Origin of the sequence: Akkermansia sp. UNK.MGS-1 (genome assembly GCF_000980515.1) — a bacterium.
In the GTDB taxonomy this organism is placed as follows: domain Bacteria; phylum Verrucomicrobiota; class Verrucomicrobiia; order Verrucomicrobiales; family Akkermansiaceae; genus Akkermansia; species Akkermansia muciniphila.
In genome coordinates, this window is sequence record NZ_LBCB01000040.1 from 16,256 (window position 1) to 34,968 (window position 18,713).

Sequence of the window (18,713 nt, forward strand, 5' to 3'; positions counted from 1 at the left end):
AGAACGGCCCGGAACCGTCAGCTCCGGCAATAAAGGCGATTATAAATTTTACGGTCAAAACGGTAATAGCGTGCGGCGCGGTGGGGAACCCCCTCCTCCTTCTCATCCAGCGGCACAATGTAGGGGCGGGAAGCGATTTTTTTGTGGAAATTACGCACATCCATGGGCTTGCCGTGAATCTCCTCATTCAACCGCCGGAGCTGAAGAGCCGTAAACTTGGCAGGCAACATGTCATAAATCAGCGCAGGCTCCTTCTTCACGGAAGAACGCACTCTCTCCAGCGCCAGGTCAATAATATCCCGGTGATCAAACGCCAGTTCCGGCAAATCATCTACAGGAACCCAGCGGGTCTTATGGCTTTCCATCAGTTTGCGCAGCTTGGTGGAAATCCTGAGCATGGCCATGTAGGCCACCGTCACCAGGCGTCCTATCTTCTGGCCGGAAACAGCCTCCACCCATGCCCTGTCCTCCGGATTCTTGATGCGCGATGGAGCGCCGAAAGTATGGAACTGTTCCAAATGGGGGGAAGACATGCCGGTCATGTCAAACAAAACGCGGCGGGCAGCGGCATCCAATTCTTCCTCCTCATAAATCAAATCGCCGGGCAATTTGGAAATGGCGCCGGTATGGCCGGGTTCAAATTGCGTCTTCTCAACCAGAAGGACTTTCAGACCTTCTTCATCGAACCCGATCAACACACAATCCACTGAGAGATGCGGATAAAATGCCTGCCTGCTCATTATGTTATCTATTATTGTAGTAAGTTCCCAGAATCGCATCAACGCTACGCAAGCGAACCAGCCAAGTCAACCAAAATCAAAATAGAAACGGCAATGAAAAACCGTTCCCCTTGCCCCCGGGAAACATCACGCCACTTCCGGAATACTGCTTCTCACGGGCGGAAAAACGCGCCTGCGTCTTGCATTTCATCATCTCCCCATCCATATAATAAAATCATGCAGACAGGTATCCTCAGGGGAATGTCCGTGCTGGCCGGGCTGCTATGGCTGGCATCCTGCTCGTCCTCTCCCAAAAGCCGGGATTATCCGGGCTACATGACCCGCCCCTATACCATCCGGGGGCACCGCTACCATCCCATGAACGTGGAACAGGCGCTGACGTATGAACAAACGGGAATTGCCTCCTATTACAATGAATGCGCCCTTTGGGGGCTCGTCAGCGGAAAAACGGCGATCGGAGAAAACGTGCGCCCCTGGCACCTGCACGCAGCGCATCCCACCCTTCCCCTCCCGTGCGAAGTGCTCGTTCAATCCCTTCGAACAGGCAAAACCGTAAAAGTCCGCGTAAACGACCGGGGCCCCTTCATCAAAAACAGAATCATAGATCTTAGTGAAGAAGCCGCAGAACGGCTGGACATGAAGCACCACGGACTGGACAAAGTCAGAATCACCGTCCTTTCCGTAGGAGACGGGAAATGGAAAAAAGAAGCGTCCCCTTGCGCCACTCCGGCCTGATTCCCTACTTCAACACATTCCGTGTGGTCTTAAAATGCATCTTGGCCACCTTGGGCAGCATTTCTTCCCCATGCAGGGCCACCAACTGGCGCGCAGCTTTCACCACTTGGCCGGAAGCTCCCAGCGGCAACTTCATGCCGGCGCCCTCTCCCGCCGCATCCATCCAATTCACAAAACGTTCGCGCGCCAGAATAGATGCCGCAGCCACAGCAACATCGCTCTCCGCCCGGACACGCTGTTCCAGCCGGACAGACACCTTTTTGGCGGCAAGCGCCCTCTTCAGAACAAACGGATTGGCGAACTGGTCGCTCAATGCCATGGGACAATCCGGAACCTTGGCCGCCAGCCCCTCAATCACCGTAGCATGCCCCCAGGCCAGAAAACGGTTCAAATTCCCGAACGCCGGATAAAGCTGGTTATACCGTTCCGGGCCAATGCTTACCAGATGAAACCGGATGCCCGGCACCCTGCGGATCCCCTCCGCCAGGCAGCGGATTCTGGATGAAGACCCTACCAGCTTGCTGTCACAAACACCCAGCTTGCGCAATGCGGCGCCGATGCCCCCGTCCACATAAACACCAGCCACCACCAGCGGGCCGAAGTAATCTCCCTTTCCGCTTTCGTCTATCCCGAAGTGAGGAACAAAATCGACTCCTTCTTCCATCTCTTCCGGCTGGGACAAAACTCCGGTCACCTGCGGTTCCAGCGTAAACTCTATAAAATCATCCGTTCCCTTTCCCTGCAGAAGAAGCTTGTTCTTCTTCTCGTAAACCGTCGCCAGCAGGGAAGGCCCGGCAAAGGAAAAACGCGCATAGGGCACCTCTCTTCTTTCAAACCCCTTTTCCTCAAGAATGGACTCAAGCCTTCCGGCTTGGGCGTCAGTCAGCATGGTTGTAAACGTGGTTCGCATATATCCTTCCCGGAGCCGGAACACTCCGGCGGCAAGCAATGGAAGCATCCCAACCATTCCGGTCAAGCAAAATTCCTGCATCACGCAGTTGAGAACGTAAAAATCAAGCATGCCACGGATTATGTGATTTTTTAGGAGACAAATCATGCACGCTGAACTATAAAACTCATACATTCATATCATTCTGCACTCCATATGGCTAAAACATTAACAAAACGAGACCTCGTTAACAAAATCAGCGCCGAAACCAACTTCACTCAGATTGAAGTGTTCGACATCGTACAGCGTGCCGTGGACATTATCTCCAGCACCCTTGCTGAAGGCGACCGTGTGGTGATTCGCAATTTCGGAACCTTCCAGGTGAAGGAAGTGAAGCCCAAAGTAGGCCGCAACCCCAAAAACCCTGACCAGGATGTGCCGATTCCGGCCCGCTCCGTTGTCAAATTCAAGGTCGGCAAAGAATTGAAGGATCAGGTCGCCAAGCTGACCGCCTCCAAATAATCCCCACAGGGATCAGACAGATTACTCCGGGCGCCTCCATCAAGCAATGGAGGCGCCTTTTTGTTTGCAATTTGCGCGGCATTCGGGAATATAAGGGAACGTGAGCATGTTCCGGATACAGTACCTTCTTCTGATTGCCGCAGCAGCACTTTGCTCCTGTGCTACAGAACGCACGGTAGCTACAAACTTTCAGCCCCGGCAACGCCCTGATTCGGAAAAAACGGACGCAGAGCTGATGGATGCCTTGGAAGCGAAATTCGCCGGCGGCTTCGGCCAGCAGACGGACAAGGAAGGAAACACCAGGATGGTGTCCCAAAAACGGAGTTCCTTTGAAGGACTCCGGTACAGCGGCAACACGTCTCAAATCGAAAAAAAGGCTTTTGAAACCGCATCCTTTGAAAAAAAGAAATTTGACGGCGCCTCTACCCGGTTTGAAACGAAGAAATGGGATGGCATCAAATCCTTCACGGATGACAAGCTGGAAACGCCGGACTTCATCGCCCGCGCCAAGGGAGTAAATACCCACTCCTGGCAGGATGCCTCCAAACAATACGCCACGCAGCAATCCGACTTTCATGGACGCTCCTGGAAAGAGGCGGACAAACGCTTCGACCGCACTGTCAACCGGGACATTGAGGCCAAGAGACAAAGCTTTGGACAGCCAACTATCATGAGTGCGCGGCAAGCCCAGGCGCATACTATTCAGGAAACGCGGGAAATGATGGGACGCACGGACTGATGTGCCGATGTTTCGGACGTGATCCCATGCCACATTTCAGATTCGACATTGTTTTCAGCCGCCATCTATAATTCTGCCCGTGAGTGCCAAAGACGTTCCTCCTTCCATCACCCTGCCTACCAGCGACTACTATACCATTGTCAAAATGAGCAATCATGCCGTCGTGGGAGTATTCCGCCAGCATGTCTTTGCGCGCCGCAGCACGCGCCGTTATGCGCCCCCCATCCCTGAAGAACACGACTCCTATTGCGTTAAAAGAACTCCGGAGCGTGTCATGGTCCAAATCTTTCATGACGGCAACGAAGTTTACCGTTGCATTTTTGTGCCGCCTGCCGATTATTGACGGCAGGACAACCATGAAAGCTCCTTTTTTCAGTCCGGCCTTCTGCCTCATTACAAGCCTGATTACAGCCTGCTCTTCTCCCTCCGGCCCCAATGCGTGGACGCCGGTCACTTCCGGTCCTCCGCGTGCGCCCATCCCCCAGAACGAAGTTCTGGTCATTGACGAATACCCCATGGGGGAATACACCAACGTGGGGCATTTTAACGGGCCGGAAGGGCGCATTGTCCATGTCTCTATGGAAGACAAGGAACTAATCGACTACTTCACCAAGGAAGCTGCGGCCATGGGGGGCAATACCGTCGTCATCAGGGAACCGCGCATCCGCTACCGTTCCGGCGAAGGCAAGAGCAGCCGGGTGGACGTCATCTATGTTCGGGAAGAAATGGGAACACACGGTGCGGAAGACCTGGGCATGGACTCGCTCCCCATTGATGAAGAATCTCTGCGGATTTATTAGAGCCGCCGGAAACGTCCCAGGTGCCATTTCCTGCCCGGAGTTTTTTCAGCTCTTTTTATTGGCCGCACCGCAATGCGGGCACTCCGCACGGGAATTCCCCTTCTCCATATAAAACCGGAATCCGCATATCCGGCACTGGAACTTGCGCCTCCGATCCAGGAAAGATCGTATCCATCCCACAGCCAGGCAAACAGACACCACAGCGCAAAAACCGCCGGCGCCCAGTAAAAACAGGCGCATCAAAAAATCTTGGAGGGTCATATTCACGGCTCTTCCTCCTTCCATTCGATGGACATGGTGCCGCTCCGCGGCTCCCGGGACGGAACCCAGCGCAAAGACCGGGCGAACCTCATTGCGGACTCATCCGCTCCATTACTTCCGGAAGACTCCAGTAACAAAACTTGAGAAGGAACGCCCCATACATCCACCACCACAAAAAAATCACTCCTCAGCCCCGTGTGATCTTCACTTCTGGAAAAACCGGACAGGGAGCCGGCTGTAACAATCCGTCCATCCAGCCCCGGGGAACAAAAAGACAAATAGGGAATGCATGTTCCGGAAATCTCCAAGGAAGGATTCATCATGGCGCGTATATGAAAATCCGGATGCTGCCACATACGCCAGACCTGATCCGCCACAGTGGGCACGGACACGGGGGGGAGAGGGGCCAGAGGCGTATCTGCGGAACGCGGAGAAGGCAAAGTCACACCCATTTCCCCGGTCGGGCCGGCCGTCACCGGATCAGCCCAAACGGGGCCTCTCACAGGCAGAGGAGTATTGCGCAGCACATACTGATGCAGGCGCGGATTATCTGCAGGCAGCACCACCACGGCACCCGGCTGATCTCCCCTGCTGCGGATTTCCGGCACCTCCACATGGACAAAAAGGCCGGCGGCAAAAGCGCAAACGCCAAAAAAAAGCATCCACAGAAAAATACGCCAGCGCAACAGGCCGGTTTCCCTCCAGTCAAACGTCAATCCCAAATGAAGGTCGAAAATTTTATCCCGGCTCTTTTTATTCAGCTTCATGAGGTAACAAGGGAAAAAATCAATCCGCGGGCTCGGCGGCAATATAACACGTCATCCCCTTGGCAAGCACCATATCCACCAGCTGCTGTTCCAGGGCCCGTGAAACGGAATCATCCAAACGCAGGGCAATCCCCATACGGCTCCCATTCTCCCCATGCTCCCGGGAAATCCGGTCCAATTCTGAGGAAACGCCGGGCAGCCCGCCTTCAATCAGGCGGTTTCCGATATAAAAAGCGGGCTGGTCGCCAGCCGTAACTGAAATAAACTCAACATCCCCCACAATATTCATCAGAAAATGGGAAGAAGGAGCCTTTACCTCATACCCGTACGCCATTCCCACACGGGAAGTCATGATCGTCAGCACGCAGACAAGAACAACCAAATCCAGCAGGACGACCACCTGAATGAAAAACGCCCCGGCGGGCAATGTTGAACGGGTCTTGATCTGCATGCCTTTCCTCCTTCCCTGTTGCACTCACACGCCCCGGCCATTCATGCTCTCTCCGGCCTCGCGCCTCTGCCGGGCATCACACACCAGGCAAACGGCCTCCGTGCCGGCCCGTTCCAGGGAATGTACAATCTGGCGGGAGCGGGAGGCCAGGTAGGAATAAAACAAATAAGCGGGAATAGCAATGCTCAGCCCCAGGGCGGAACTAAGCAGGGCCTGGTAAACGGCATCCGACATGGCAAGAGAGGGAGCCTTCCCTTCCAGAACCCCCGGCTGGGAATAAAATCCCACCAGCCCCTGGATCGTCCCCAGCACGCCGACTAGCGGGCTCACCGTAGCCACTACCAGCAATCCGCGGATATTCTTTTCAATCTGAAACACTTCCATCTGAACGGAATCCTCTGCCACAGTCCGTAGTTCTTCACGCCTCAATCCGGCATGCGCCAGCACGGAAGAAACCACGCGGGCCGCAGGTCCCGGTAAAATGGAAGCCTCATGCCGGGCTTCATCCGTCTTTCCGGCATTTACCAGCTTGGAAATACCTCTTAAAAAATCTCCAGTATTAATTTGAATCCTGTGAAAATACAAAATCCGCTCCGCGACAACCGCCAGCGCATAAACGGCCAGAACGCTCAAAACCCAGAACAACGGACCTATCTTGATGATCAATTCATTCATAACCCTCTTTCTCGCGTTAGATCATGCACACTTCCCATGTAAATTCAACTCAAACCTATGTGGCCCGGCAACCGAGCTTCTGCAGCAGCCGCGTTCCCGCCCATAATAAGACGGAACCAAGCCACAGCAGGGAACCGAAACTCAGGAGCCATACCGCATCAAACAGGCACATGCCGGAAAGCAGCACCGTCACAGCCCTTTGAACCCGGGGCCTGCCCGCCTCACGCCGTGCTACGGCGGAAATCACGCAGGTAAACAAAAACAGGCCGAAAGCATACCACAGCAAGGCCGGAGGAGGAACGGACTCTCCACCCGAACGGGCAAATGCCAGGCCGGCGGCCAGCACCCACACCCCGCGGCACAACCCCATCAAAACAATGGAGCCGCTCCACAGTTTATGGAACACATTATACAGGGAAATCACAATCAGCAGCAAAGCCCCCACGGCAAATTCCCCGCCCAGCGCCATGTTCAGCACCAGGCCGGACAACCCGGCCGCCAAAGACAACAGCCTCAGTACGGAAACGCTCACCGCGCCGCACGGCACGGGGCGGTCCGGATAACGGGCGGCATCCCACCTGGCGTCCACACGGTCATTCTCCCACATGCCATACAAATAAAAGCACAGCCCCATCAGCACTACGCCCCCATACAGGGCGAGAGGCGGTAGCTCCGCCCCACGGACGGAAGCCCACGCCGCCGCCGCGTTGGTAAACAGCGTGGGAATATTGGCCGGACGGGAGGAACGGAGCACTCCTCTCAATAAACGGCAATCATGCATCGCCGCATACTGTACAGGGAAAAACGGCGATGACCAAGCACATCCACAGTCAGCAAAAATGCAGGAACCGGCATCCCGCCCATGCCGGGCAGCATCCATACATACCCAGAAATAGATTGTCTTTGCAGGACTGTCCCCTATCATGCCGGAGGCATTAAAAATACTCTTCTCTCCCCCCATGAATATCAGGACCCACATCCAGGCGCTTCTCATCTGTACCATGCCCCTGTCCGCACAGGGGCAAAGCATCGTGGATTCACGGGCCTCCCTTCCACGAGCCGTCCAGCTTCACGGGGATGAAGGCAGGGAAACGGTGCGGCCAGACGAATCCAAGCGCATCTCTCCGAACGAAGCGCCGGCATCCCGTGTTCAGCCCCAGCGGATCGTCAACCGGATTGCCGCCACAGTCAACGGCCGTCCCATCACGGCCAATGAGGTCAGCGTGCGTCTCATGCCCATCGGAGCACAGCTCGCGGCCCAGTATCCCAAACAGGGGCCCGAATTCTACAAGCAACTGGCCCTGGCGAAAAAAAACATCATTGAAGACCTGGTGGAGCGAGAACTGCTCCGCAATGAATTTGAAGGCATGGGCGGCGTCATTAGGGACTCTCTCATTGACCAGGAAGTCAACCGCACCATCCTGACCACCTTTAACGGAGATCGTTCCGCCTTCCTGAAAAACCTGAGCCTCTCCGGCATGACCATCCGCGCTTTCCGGGAAATGACGAAAAAACAGCTCCAGGTTCAAATCATGCGGGCTTCCAAATACGACCAGGAAATACCGCCTACTCCGGAGGAAATACAGCAGGAATACGAATCTACCAAAGAACAATACCGGGACCTGACCAAAGACAAAATCAAATTCAAGAAAATCTTCATTCCCATGCTGGGGGATGACTCCGCCTCCACGCCGGAAGTACAGCTGAACCTAGCGGAACTCATCGCCAAGGAAATCAAATCCAAAAACGCCACCTTTGAGGAAATGGCCAAACGCTACTCCAAGGATCTATATGCGGAAAAAGGCGGTGACTGGCCCGTTACGGAACGCTCCACGCTCTCCCCGGAATCCGCCGCCATCATCTTTGGCGCACAGCCCGGCGAAATCATCGGACCGTTGGTGGACTCCACCGGCTTCACCATCGTATTGGTGGAGAAAAAGGAACTGGCGCCGCCGCCCCCCCTCTCCGCCATCAAGGAGCAGATTGACATCATGGCGCGCAACAAGCGCAGCAATGAACGTTATAAAAAATGGGTGGAACGCCTCCGGAAAAAAGCCATCGTCAAAATATACATCTGATTTTTCTCCTTTCCCCATTGCCGGACCGGCCCATTCAACAAGGCCGGTCCGGCGTTCTCTCTTTCATTCCCCCTGTTTTTCTTTCCGCCAACCGTTCCGTCCGCTCTCCTTCTCCTGCCGGGGGCATCTTCCTCTCGCCCATATCTCTGGAAGACGCCTTCATACATAACTGGACGGCGGCCGCAAGTCATCCCGCCTGACGCGTGGAACCCTGCTGACGTAATCCGGGCAGAAACCATATCCTGCTGAATAAAAATCTTGCAAGATGGCAGATTTCCAGTCGTAATATCACAGATATGTTCACCAATATTACACGCACGACCCTCTGCATTACTGCGTTCAGTATCGCCAGCCTCATGGCGGCGCCTCTGAATGCAACCAAAACGGAGAGCCTGGATTGGAACTGGAAATTCGCCCGTTTCGGGAAAATGCCGGATGGCAGTACGCAACCGGAACCGGGAAAAGCCATGGGATTCGCCACTGCCACCAGTGAAGAATCCGGCAATCCGGCGGACAATGCCGTGGACGGGGACAAGTCCACCCGCTGGTGTGCCGCCAGTGGCAAAAGCGGAGAAAAAATCACCGTGGACATGGGACGCCCCGTAGATGTAAAAACCGTTAACATCCTGTGGGAAAAACAAAGCAACCATCTTTTCAAGCTGGAAGGCTCCGGTGACGGAAAACGCTGGGCAACTATTGAAGACAAAACTTCCGGGCAAAACGACTCCAAGGAAGACACGGTAGAAAACAAAACCGGCAAACCGCGATACTTCCGCATCACCGTCACGGGCAATAACCAGAGCAACTGGGCCAGCATCCGTGAAATCACCTTTAAAAACGACAAGGGGGAAATTATCCGCCCTCAGGCCGCCGCCGGAACCAGTAAGTCGGACAATCCCTCCAGCCCCTCTTTCAACGACAAAAACTGGCGTTCCTTGAACCTGCCGCACGACTGGGGCGTGGAAGGCCCCTTCCGGATGGAAATTGAAAACAGAACCGGAAAACTCCCCTGGGTCGGCATTGGCTGGTACCGCAAAACGCTGGAAATCCCGGCGGACGCCAAGGGCAACCAATTCTATCTGGACTTTGACGGCGTTATGTCCCGCCCCAAAATTTATGTGAACGGACACCTGGCCGGCGAATGGAAATACGGTTACAGCTCCTTCCGCGTGGACATCACGCCCTTCCTGAAATTCGGGCAGCAAAATACCATTGCCGTCAGAGTGGACAATCCCCCCAGCACCTCCCGCTGGTATCCGGGCGGCGGCATCTACCGCCATGTGTGGCTCACGGAATCCAACCCTGTGCACATCGAACACTGGGGCGTTTTCGTCAAAACTCCGGAAATCACCAAATCCGCCGCCAAGGTGGAAGTGGACACCACGGTAAAAAACACCACGGACAAAGCCGTCATCCCCACTGTTACTGAAGAAATCCTGGACGGAGGTAAAATCGTAGCCTCCACAACCACCAAAGGGGAAGAAATTCCCGCCGGGGAAAAGGGCAAAATCACCAGCACGCTGACGCTCAAAAACCCCACTCTGTGGACCCTAAACGCTCCCCATCTGTATAAGATGAAAACCACGGTCAGGATGGGAGACAAAGTCATCGACCAAAAATTCACCAACTTCGGCGTAAGAACCGTTGAATGGAAACCCACGGGATTCTACCTTAACGGGGAGCGCGTGCAGCTCAAGGGCGTTTGCCAGCACCATGACCTGGGACCGCTCGGCTCCGCCGCCCACACTCGAGGCTATGAGCGCCAGATTGAAATCCTGAAGGAATTCGGCGTCAACTCCATCCGCACGTCCCACAACCCGCCTGCGCCGGAAGTGCTGGACCTGTGCGATAAAATGGGCATCCTAGTCATTGACGAACTTTTCGACGTATGGCAATGCTCCAAAGAAGGCGTCAACAACGAATCCTTTAACGAATGGCATGAACGGGACGTGGTTAACCTCTGCCACCGGGACCGCAACCACCCCTGTGTCATTGCATGGAGTTCGGGAAATGAAGTTCCGGAACAGGGAATGAAAAATCTGCACCATATCTCCCAAACCCTGACGGATCTTTTCCACCGGGAAGACCCCACGCGCAAAGTGACTTCCGGCTGCAACAACGCCAATGCCGCACGCAACGGCTTTGGGGACACCCTGGATGTTTACGGCTACAACTACAAGCCCTGGGCCTACAAGGACTTCGCCAAGGACCGCCCCCACCAGCCGTTCTATGGTGCGGAAACCGCCTCCTGCGTCAGCTCCCGCGGAGAATACTTCTTCCCCGTGGACTGGAACAAGGGCAAGGGATTCTACCTCTACCAGGTCAGTTCCTATGACCTGTACGCCCCCGGCTGGGCCAACCGTCCGGATGTGGAATTCGCCGCTCAGGAAGACAATCCCAACAGCGCGGGAGAATATGTATGGACGGGCTTTGACTACATTGGGGAACCCACCCCGTACAATCTGGACGCCACCAACGCCCTGAACGTGCCGGAAGGGCCGGAACGCGAAAAGCTGATGGCGGAACTCAAAAAACTGGGAGACCGCGCCCCCTCCCGCAGCTCCTACTTCGGCATCGTGGACCTGTGCGGCTTCAAAAAGGACCGCTTCTACATCTACCAAGCCCACTGGAGGCCGGATCTCAAGATGGCGCACATCCTGCCGCACTGGAACTGGCCGGAACGCAAGGGGCAGGTAACACCCGTGCATGTCTACACCAGCGGGGATGAAGCGGAACTCTTCCTGAATGGGAAATCCCAGGGCGTCCGCAAAAAGGGCACCGGGGAAAAGGACCGCTACCGCCTCGTGTGGGAAGACGTCAAATACACGCCCGGCACCCTCAAAGTAGTCGCCAAAAAGGACGGTAAAATCTGGGCTACGGACACGGTAACCACTACCGGAAAACCTGCGGCACTCACCCTCAAGCCGGACCGCAATGAAATCAAGGGAGACGGCTATGACCTGTCTTATGTCACCGTAGCCGTCCGCGACGCCCAGGGCCGTATGGTGCCCCGAAGCAAAAACCAGCTCACCTTCAGGGTAAGCGGCCCTGCGGACATCGCCGGCATCTGCAATGGTGATCCCACGGACTTCACCACCATGGCGAATCCGGAAAACAAGAAAATCATGAAAATCAAGGCCTTCAATGGTCTTGCCCAGGTCATTCTGCGCTCCCGCAAGGGAGAATCCGGAAAAGTGACGCTCCAAGTCATCTCCAACGGACTCAAGCCGGCTCAGACAACTGTGACGGTCAAATAAAAAAACAGGAAAAACTCCGTTCCAGCCGCCGGGCTCCATCAGGAAACCCGGCGGCTTTTTCATCACATTATTCCGGGGAAAAAGAGCCATCTTTCCACCCTCTCCCGGACAGGTAGGGATTGAAAGAAAAAAACTTTATGCTACCCTTTTGCCCATGTCTGATCTGCCCAAAGCATACGATCCCTCCCTGGTGGAAGAAAAATGGCAATCCCGCTGGATTGAAGAAGGTTGTTTCAAGGCTGACCCGGCTTCTGAAAAGCCTGCCTACTCTGTCGTCATCCCTCCCCCCAACGTCACGGGAGTGCTGCATCTGGGCCATGTGCTGAACAACACCATTCAGGACATCCTGGTGCGCCGCGCGCGCCAAAAAGGATACGAAGCCCTCTGGCTGCCCGGAACAGACCATGCCGGAATCGCCACGCAGGTAAGGGTGGAAAAAGACCTCAAACAGACAACGGGCCGGAGCCGCCACGATCTGGGCCGTGAAGCCTTCCTGGAAAAAGTCTGGGAATGGAAAGAAAAACACGGAGGCATCATCATCAACCAGCTCCATAAGCTGGGTTGTTCCTGCGACTGGGACCGCGAACGCTTCACGATGGATGAGGAATACACCAAAGCCGTTGGACAGGTCTTCATTGAACTCTTTAAGGAAGGACTCATCTACCGGGGCCGCCGCATGGTCAACTGGTGCCCTGTATCCCTCACGGCCCTCTCTGATGAAGAAGTCATCATGACTGAGCAGAAAAGCAAGCTCTACACCGTTCTTTACAAACTGGAAGACGGGTCCGGAGCCCTCCATGTAGCCACCACCCGCCCGGAAACCATCATGGCGGACGTGGCTGTGGCCGTCAACCCGAAGGATCCGCGGTACGCCCACCTCATCGGGAAAAACGTCATGCGCCCGCTCAATCCCACCCCCATTCCTATCATCGGAGATGAATATGTAGAAATAGAATTCGGCACGGGCGCTCTGAAAATCACTCCGGCCCATGATAAGGCCGACTTTGAAATAGGCCGGAAATTCAACCTGGAAATTATCGACATCCTTACCCCCGACGGTCATATCAACTGCCCGGAAGTGCCCGAACTCCACGGCATGGACCGCTTTGACGCACGCCGCAAATCCGTGGAAATGCTGGAAGCCTCCGGCCTCATGGTCAACATTGAAGACTATGATAACAAAGTCGGGTTCTCCGAACGCGCCAATGTCCCGATTGAACCGCGCCTCTCCATGCAGTGGTTCCTCAAATACCCCTGCGTGAAAGAAGCCGCGGACGCCGTAGCGGGAGGGGATATCACTTTTCGCCCCGCGCGCTGGGCGAAAACCTACGCCCACTGGCTGGAAAACATTCAGGACTGGTGCATCTCCCGACAGCTCTGGTGGGGCCATCGCATCCCGGTCTGGTACCGCAAAGACAAGGCGGAAGAACTCAGGAACGCCCCGGCGCTGGACGCCTCCGCACTGGAACAGGGCTTCCTCTACGTGGGAACCGAACCGCCCCAGGACCCGGACAACTGGATTCAGGACAACGACGTAATGGACACATGGTTCTCCTCCTGGCTGTGGCCTTTCTCCACCATGGATGAGGAAACCCGCGCCAAATTCTATCCCACTACGGATCTTGTCACGGGACCGGACATCATCTTCTTCTGGGTGGCGCGCATGATTATGGCCGGATACCGTTTCCAGCATGACAAACCGTTCAGCAACGTCTTTTTCACGTCTATCATCCGTGACAAAATCGGGCGTAAAATGAGCAAATCCCTGGGCAACTCCCCGGATCCTCTGGACCTGATCGCCAACTACGGAGCGGACGGCCTCCGCTTCGGACTCATGCGCATCGCCCCCACAGGAACGGACGTGCGCTTTGATGAAAACCAGATCAGCGAAGGCCGCAACTTTGCCAACAAGCTGTACAATGCCACGCGCTTCCGGCTGATGCAGGGAGATGCCAGGGGAGAAACGGCCCCTCACTACTCATCCGTACATATCTCCATTATCTCCAAGCTCAAGCAACTGCATGCAGATGTAGAAAAAGCGCTGGCGGACTACGAATTCAACGCCCTCATCCAAACCCTGTACCAATTCTTCTGGAACGAATACTGCGACCGCTTCCTGGAAGCCGTCAAGGGTGACCTGAAGGACGGGGCGGACCCAGCGGCACGGGCAGCCACGCTCACCACGATGGACACGGTGCTCAGGCACTACCTGGCCCTTCTGCATCCGGTCATGCCTCATATCACGGAAGAACTCTGGGCCTCCCTGGGCTTTGCGGAAAGCAACGGCGGCCTGCCGCTCATGCGCACTCCTCTCCCCTCTGCCGAAAACCTCCTGGCAGGACTTGATGAAAGCCGCATCACCTTGGCGAATACCCAGGCCGCAGCCCTTTATGAAACGGCCAACAAGGCCCGCAACCTGAAAGCGGAATACGACCTTTCCAACAATAAAAACGTCAGCTTCATCCTGAAAACTCCCCACGACGTACCCCAGGATATCCTCTCCCGTCTGGCCATTTTGGCGAACGCCAAATCCGTCATCCGGGACGCAGCTTACTCCTCCCCCAAGGGAACGCCTGCGGCCCTCACGCCGCTTGGGGAACTCTTCCTGCCCCTGGAAGGCCTTATTGACGTGGAAGCGGAAAAGGAACGCCTGGGCAGGGAACTGGACAAAATAGCTAGGGAAATCGCCAAATCCGCGGCCAAGCTGGGTAATGCGGGCTTTGTGGAAAGAGCTCCGGCAGAAGTCGTGAATCAGGAAAAAGCCCGTCTGGCGGACTGGGAGGCAAAACAATCCCAGTTAAAAGGGATGCTTGATTCCCTTTCCTAACCATCTATCATTCCGGGAATGAATAATATTCAAAAGTACTTTGCCGGCCGCGAGCAATTCATTGAATTGCTTGAAGCGGTGGGTATACGTACTCTTGAACAATTCGCTTCCGCGGACCCCTCCACCGTTTTGCCTGAACTTCACCAGGCAAAACGGATGCTGAAACTGCAGACGGAAATTCCTTCCGCTCCCGTTTTCAGGGAATGGGTGAATCAGGCTCTTTCTTCTCCTACTGCGCCGGAACCGGAGCTTCTTCCCATCCATGAGGGCGACGGCCTCCCCCTTGCCACTCCCGTTGACCCTTCGATTACTGATTCTTCAGAAAACAGAAGGGAACGTGGGCGTTCCCATACGGACGGACCTCCAAAACATCTCTCCGCCAAGGCCAGGCTGCAGGAAGAACACAGCTACCAGCCCGCAAAACATGTTCACACCCACAAGGAGCCGAAAACCTACCTTCGCAAAAAAGGCATCAAGCACATGACCTCCTTCCGGACATGGATGGGAGCCGTTATCGTCCTGCTCCTGTTCATCTGCATCCTCTTCTCCATTTCGGTCACCACCCTTGTGCTTCTCAATGGAGAACGAGGCTGGCCGTTAATCAGCCTCTGCTTCGGCCCCTGGATTCTGGCGCTGGTTCTCTATCTTTCCCTGGCGCTTCCCCGGAAATGCAGCGTGTGCAGGGCCCATGTCTTTTCCTTTAAAAAATACACCCGCAATAAGGCGGCCCACCATATTCCCCTGTTCGGCTACGTATTCGCCACGGCACTGCATATATTCCTCTTCCGCTGGTTCCGTTGCCCGGCCTGCGGTTCCTCCCAGCAACTGGGAAAACCCCGTACCGAACCGCACAGGCATTAACGAAGCTTAATTCCTGCGCCAGGCTTCACGGTATCCCGGCCTCCTGCCTCCTTTCTTCCCCTTACCTGGCATTCGGAAGGCGGTTCCTCCATCTGTCCGTCCCTTCCATTATCTGCCCCTATTCCCCGCACTTCAACCCCACGCTCTGACGGGACAGGAAGCCCCTGCCCGCTTCCGTATCTCATGGAACGGCTCCCGGCAACGCCCCCTTCCGGTAACTTATTCTATAAAAAGCCACCATGAGGAACCGCCTCAAAACCGGCTCGGAAAAATCCGGCAAGAAGGCCGTTTCTCCGTCTCTTCCGGATAAATACGTTTCCTCCTTCCTCCGGATATCCTAGCAACTCAAACATGCGTTCAACGTCATGGAAAAGCATATCCCTGAAAACGGCAGTCCAGAAAAACAACCGGACATTTCAACAACCGGAATTCCCCCCTCATAACCTATTCCGGATTTGCCGGCCTCCTGCGCCAGGCAAGGGCTGCGCTCCGGCAACCTTCTCCCTATATGGGAAGCACACCGTAATGAAAACTTATCAGAAAAACGGGGACAATAAAAAACGCCATCCTCCTTTTCGGAGGATGGCGTCCAAAATCCTGAGACGTCTCGGTTAGAGCACTTCCGGAGCAAGGGAAACAATCTTCATGAACTTCTTTTCACGGAGTTCACGAGCGACCGGCCCGAAAATACGGGTGCCGCGCGGGTTGTTGTCCTTGTCGATGATGACGACGGCATTGCCGTCAAAACGGAGCACGGAACCGTCATCACGGCGAATCGGGGCGGCGGTGCGCACTACCACGGCCTTCACCACGGTTCCTTTCTTCACGGAAGCGGTGGGAATGGATTCGCGGATGTGGCAGGTAATAATGTCGCCAATGTGAGCCTGACGGGTGCGCTTGCCGATAACGCCAATCATCTTGGCGGAGCGGGCGCCGGTATTGTCGGCTACCTGGACTAGGGATTCCATCTGGATCATGGTATCAAATCTCCTTTACTTAATGGTTGATTCCTGATTAATGGGTAAGCACTTCCACCAGTTCCCAGCACTTCAGCTTGGAAAGCGGGCGGGTTTCAACGATACGTACCTTATCGCCTACCTTGGCCGTGGAATTTTCGTCATGGGCATAGAACTTCTTGCTCTTCTTGACGATCTTCTTGAACTTGGGGTGCGGAACGCGGGCAACGTATTCCACAACGATGGTCTTGTCCATCTTGGTGGAAGTCACCACGCCGACGCGCGTCTTGCGAAGGCCGGGCTTCTTGGTTGTTTCGGTTTGTTCGGACATTGGATTCTAAAAGTGTTAGAATATTCTGTAATTACCGGAAATCCTCAATTAAACCTCCCCGGTTTCACCCTTAATGGTAAGGGCGCGGGCAAGGTCCTTGCGGACGGTGCGGATTCTCTGGTTGTTTTCCAACTGGCCGGTGGCCTGCTGGAGGCGGAGATTGAAAAGTTCTTCACGAAGGCTGCGCACCAGAGCGGAAAGCTCCTTGGCGGACATAGCACGAAGTTCTTTGGCGGAGTTCTTATCGGACATGGTGATGAGTAGCTTTAGTGTTGAACGCCTTGACGATAGACGAAGCGGGTTGATACGCCCAGCTTGTTGGAAGCCAGTCGAAGGGCTTCACGCGCCTGGGATTCGGTCACGCCGCCTACTTCAAACAGAATGTTGCCGGGGCGAACCACGGCTACCCAGCCTTCCACGGCGCCCTTACCCTTACCCATACGAGTATCCGGGGGACGGGACGTAAAGGATTTCTGCGGGAAAATGCGGATGAACACCTTACCTTTACGTTTCAGGTAACGGTTGATCGCAATACGGCAGGCTTCAATCTGGTTGTTGGTGATCCAACCGCGGTCGAGCACCTGAAGGCCGAAGTCACCAAAAGCAACATAGGTACCGCTGGTGGCATTGCCGGAACGGCTGCCGCGGTGCATCTTGCGGTGCTTCACTCTCTTGGGCATTAAAGGCATATCTTATTCCTCCTTGTGTTAAGTGTGATGAACAAATGTGGTAGCGGCTTTCTTAGGCGCGCGGACGACGGGGTCCGCGAGGGCCGGACGGACGGGAATTCTGCTGGGAGACGACTTCATCGCGCTTGTTGACCCAGCACTTCACACCGATGATGCCGTACAGGGTACGGGCTTCGGCAAAGCCGTAGTCAATCGGAGTGCGGAGCGTTTGCAACGGCACCTTGCCTTCGCGGTACCATTCGGCACGGGCAATGTCAGCCCCGCCAAGACGGCCGGCGCAGCGGATGCGGATGCCGTCGGCCCCGCGTTCCATGGCAACCTGCACGGCGCGCTTCATGGCGCGGCGGAAGGAAACGCGGCGTTCCAGCTGGACGGCCACGTTTTCTGCAATAAGCTGGGCGTCCGTTTCAGGGGAACGGATTTCCACAATGTCAATGTTGACCTGGGTGGAAGCGCCGCACAGGCTCTGGAGGTACTGGCGGATCTTTTCAATTTCCTCACCCTTGCGGCCAATGACAAGCCCCGGGCGGGCAGTGTGGACGGTGATGCGGACACTGTTCCAGGCACGCTCAATCACGATGCTGGAAACGGCGGCGGACATCAACTGTTCCTTGATGTACTTGCGCATCACCAAGTCTTCATGCAGCTTGGTGGCGTAATCCTGGCCCGTGGCGTACCACTTGGAGCGCCAGTCCTTGTTGACGGCGAGGCGGAACCCGATTGGATTTACTTTCTGACCCATGATATTAGTTCAGCTATATGTGTGTTAGATTGGTATGGCCTAGCCTTCTTGATCGGCCAGGATAACGGTGATATGGGATGTACGCTTGCGGATCATGTTGGCGGATCCGCGGGCGCGGGGCATCGTGCGGCGCATCGTGGGCCCTTCATCGACCATGACGGACTTGACCACCAGCGTATCAACGGACAGTTCCGCATTATTCTCGGCGTTGGCCAACGCGGACTTGAGCGTCTTATTCAGCAGGTAGGCACCTTTCTTGGGGGTGTAGGACAGGATGTCGGTCGCCTGGGAGACGGACAAGCCTTGGATTTCTTGAGCAACATCGCGCATCTTCTTGGCGGAGATGCGGGCGTATTTGTAAACAGCTTTCACTTCCATGGGTTTTTCCTCGTA

General features: G+C 55.3%; 21 protein-coding genes. 9 read left to right on the forward strand and 12 right to left on the reverse strand.

All coding sequences use genetic code 11. The annotated features are described in order from the left end of the window. Positions 1-17: 17 nt before the first annotated feature. Complete coding sequence (locus tag WW58_RS11515) at positions 18-740, reverse strand: NUDIX hydrolase (protein WP_022198334.1); 723 nt, start codon at positions 738-740, stop codon at positions 18-20. Between the two features lie 216 nt (positions 741-956). On the opposite strand from WW58_RS11515, the gene WW58_RS11520 reads away from it, so the two are divergent. Further along, positions 957-1,475 (forward strand): septal ring lytic transglycosylase RlpA family protein, encoded by a 519-nt coding sequence (locus WW58_RS11520; RefSeq protein WP_180975833.1) that lies wholly within the window; start codon positions 957-959, stop codon positions 1,473-1,475. A 4-nt stretch (positions 1,476-1,479) separates the two neighbouring features. On the opposite strand, the gene rnhC is transcribed toward WW58_RS11520, so the two are convergent. After that, the gene (gene rnhC / locus WW58_RS11525; protein WP_237970136.1) at positions 1,480-2,496 is read right to left on the reverse strand and encodes a ribonuclease HIII; all 1,017 of its coding nucleotides are present in this window, start codon (positions 2,494-2,496) and stop codon (positions 1,480-1,482) included. A 57-nt stretch (positions 2,497-2,553) separates the two neighbouring features. Between rnhC and WW58_RS11530 the strand changes: the two genes are divergently transcribed. From WW58_RS11530 to WW58_RS11545, 4 genes are all read left to right on the forward strand, one after another. Beyond that, the gene (locus WW58_RS11530) at positions 2,554-2,886 is read left to right on the forward strand and encodes an HU family DNA-binding protein (RefSeq protein WP_256150996.1); all 333 of its coding nucleotides are present in this window, start codon (positions 2,554-2,556) and stop codon (positions 2,884-2,886) included. A 106-nt stretch (positions 2,887-2,992) separates the two neighbouring features. Then, complete coding sequence (locus WW58_RS11535) at positions 2,993-3,625, forward strand: hypothetical protein (RefSeq protein ID WP_046437828.1); 633 nt, start codon at positions 2,993-2,995, stop codon at positions 3,623-3,625. A gap of 79 nt (positions 3,626-3,704) precedes the next feature. Next, positions 3,705-3,968 carry a hypothetical protein gene (locus tag WW58_RS11540; RefSeq protein WP_012419340.1) on the forward strand — a complete coding sequence of 88 codons (264 nt, stop codon included), beginning with the start codon at positions 3,705-3,707 and terminating at the stop codon, positions 3,966-3,968. A gap of 13 nt (positions 3,969-3,981) precedes the next feature. Then, positions 3,982-4,425 carry a hypothetical protein gene (locus tag WW58_RS11545; RefSeq protein ID WP_012419341.1) on the forward strand — a complete coding sequence of 148 codons (444 nt, stop codon included), beginning with the start codon at positions 3,982-3,984 and terminating at the stop codon, positions 4,423-4,425. Between the two features lie 263 nt (positions 4,426-4,688). Here WW58_RS11545 and WW58_RS11555 read toward each other — a convergent pair whose 3' ends face one another. The 4 genes from WW58_RS11555 to WW58_RS13660 are packed head-to-tail and all read right to left on the reverse strand — an operon-like array spanning position 4,689 to position 7,360. Beyond that, positions 4,689-5,453: an energy transducer TonB gene (locus tag WW58_RS11555; RefSeq protein WP_046437832.1), complete on the reverse strand. Its 765-nt coding sequence runs from the start codon at positions 5,451-5,453 to the stop codon at positions 4,689-4,691. A gap of 19 nt (positions 5,454-5,472) precedes the next feature. Next, a complete protein-coding gene (locus WW58_RS11560; protein WP_012419343.1) occupies positions 5,473-5,904 on the reverse strand; it encodes a hypothetical protein in 432 nt (143 codons plus the stop codon). Positions 5,905-5,928: 24 nt separating this feature from the next. Then, positions 5,929-6,579 (reverse strand): MotA/TolQ/ExbB proton channel family protein, encoded by a 651-nt coding sequence (locus WW58_RS11565; RefSeq protein WP_012419344.1) that lies wholly within the window; start codon positions 6,577-6,579, stop codon positions 5,929-5,931. Positions 6,580-6,634: 55 nt separating this feature from the next. Further along, the gene (locus WW58_RS13660; RefSeq protein WP_180973519.1) at positions 6,635-7,360 is read right to left on the reverse strand and encodes a UbiA family prenyltransferase; all 726 of its coding nucleotides are present in this window, start codon (positions 7,358-7,360) and stop codon (positions 6,635-6,637) included. Between the two features lie 178 nt (positions 7,361-7,538). Between WW58_RS13660 and WW58_RS11575 the strand changes: the two genes are divergently transcribed. The 4 genes from WW58_RS11575 to WW58_RS11595 all read left to right on the forward strand — a co-directional run bounded on the left by WW58_RS11575 (position 7,539) and on the right by WW58_RS11595 (position 15,602). Further along, a complete protein-coding gene (locus WW58_RS11575) occupies positions 7,539-8,657 on the forward strand; it encodes a peptidylprolyl isomerase (protein ID WP_031930148.1) in 1,119 nt (372 codons plus the stop codon). A gap of 296 nt (positions 8,658-8,953) precedes the next feature. After that, the gene (galB, locus tag WW58_RS11585) at positions 8,954-11,914 is read left to right on the forward strand and encodes a beta-galactosidase GalB (RefSeq protein ID WP_046437836.1); all 2,961 of its coding nucleotides are present in this window, start codon (positions 8,954-8,956) and stop codon (positions 11,912-11,914) included. Between the two features lie 154 nt (positions 11,915-12,068). Continuing rightward, entirely contained in the window at positions 12,069-14,741 is a 2,673-nt protein-coding gene (locus WW58_RS11590) for a valine--tRNA ligase (protein WP_046437838.1), read from the forward strand. A gap of 18 nt (positions 14,742-14,759) precedes the next feature. Then, the gene (locus WW58_RS11595; RefSeq protein WP_046437840.1) at positions 14,760-15,602 is read left to right on the forward strand and encodes a DUF4332 domain-containing protein; all 843 of its coding nucleotides are present in this window, start codon (positions 14,760-14,762) and stop codon (positions 15,600-15,602) included. Between the two features lie 611 nt (positions 15,603-16,213). Here WW58_RS11595 and rplN read toward each other — a convergent pair. From rplN to rplV, 6 genes are read right to left on the reverse strand one after another with little or no spacing between them, the layout of a single operon-like run. Next, the gene (rplN, locus tag WW58_RS11600) at positions 16,214-16,579 is read right to left on the reverse strand and encodes a 50S ribosomal protein L14 (RefSeq protein ID WP_012419350.1); all 366 of its coding nucleotides are present in this window, start codon (positions 16,577-16,579) and stop codon (positions 16,214-16,216) included. Between the two features lie 37 nt (positions 16,580-16,616). Next, positions 16,617-16,889, reverse strand: coding sequence for a 30S ribosomal protein S17 (gene rpsQ, locus WW58_RS11605; protein WP_012419351.1), 273 nt, complete (start codon positions 16,887-16,889; stop codon positions 16,617-16,619). Positions 16,890-16,937: 48 nt separating this feature from the next. Then, positions 16,938-17,141, reverse strand: a complete 204-nt coding sequence (rpmC, locus tag WW58_RS11610; protein WP_012419352.1) for a 50S ribosomal protein L29 — start codon at positions 17,139-17,141, stop codon at positions 16,938-16,940. A gap of 14 nt (positions 17,142-17,155) precedes the next feature. After that, positions 17,156-17,578: a 50S ribosomal protein L16 gene (gene rplP / locus WW58_RS11615; RefSeq protein ID WP_012419353.1), complete on the reverse strand. Its 423-nt coding sequence runs from the start codon at positions 17,576-17,578 to the stop codon at positions 17,156-17,158. A gap of 52 nt (positions 17,579-17,630) precedes the next feature. Beyond that, on the reverse strand, positions 17,631-18,320 hold the full coding sequence (gene rpsC, locus WW58_RS11620) for a 30S ribosomal protein S3 (protein WP_046437843.1): 690 nt from the start codon (positions 18,318-18,320) through the stop codon (positions 17,631-17,633). Between the two features lie 39 nt (positions 18,321-18,359). Continuing rightward, positions 18,360-18,698 carry a 50S ribosomal protein L22 gene (gene rplV, locus WW58_RS11625; RefSeq protein ID WP_012419355.1) on the reverse strand — a complete coding sequence of 113 codons (339 nt, stop codon included), beginning with the start codon at positions 18,696-18,698 and terminating at the stop codon, positions 18,360-18,362. Positions 18,699-18,713 lie beyond the last annotated feature (15 nt).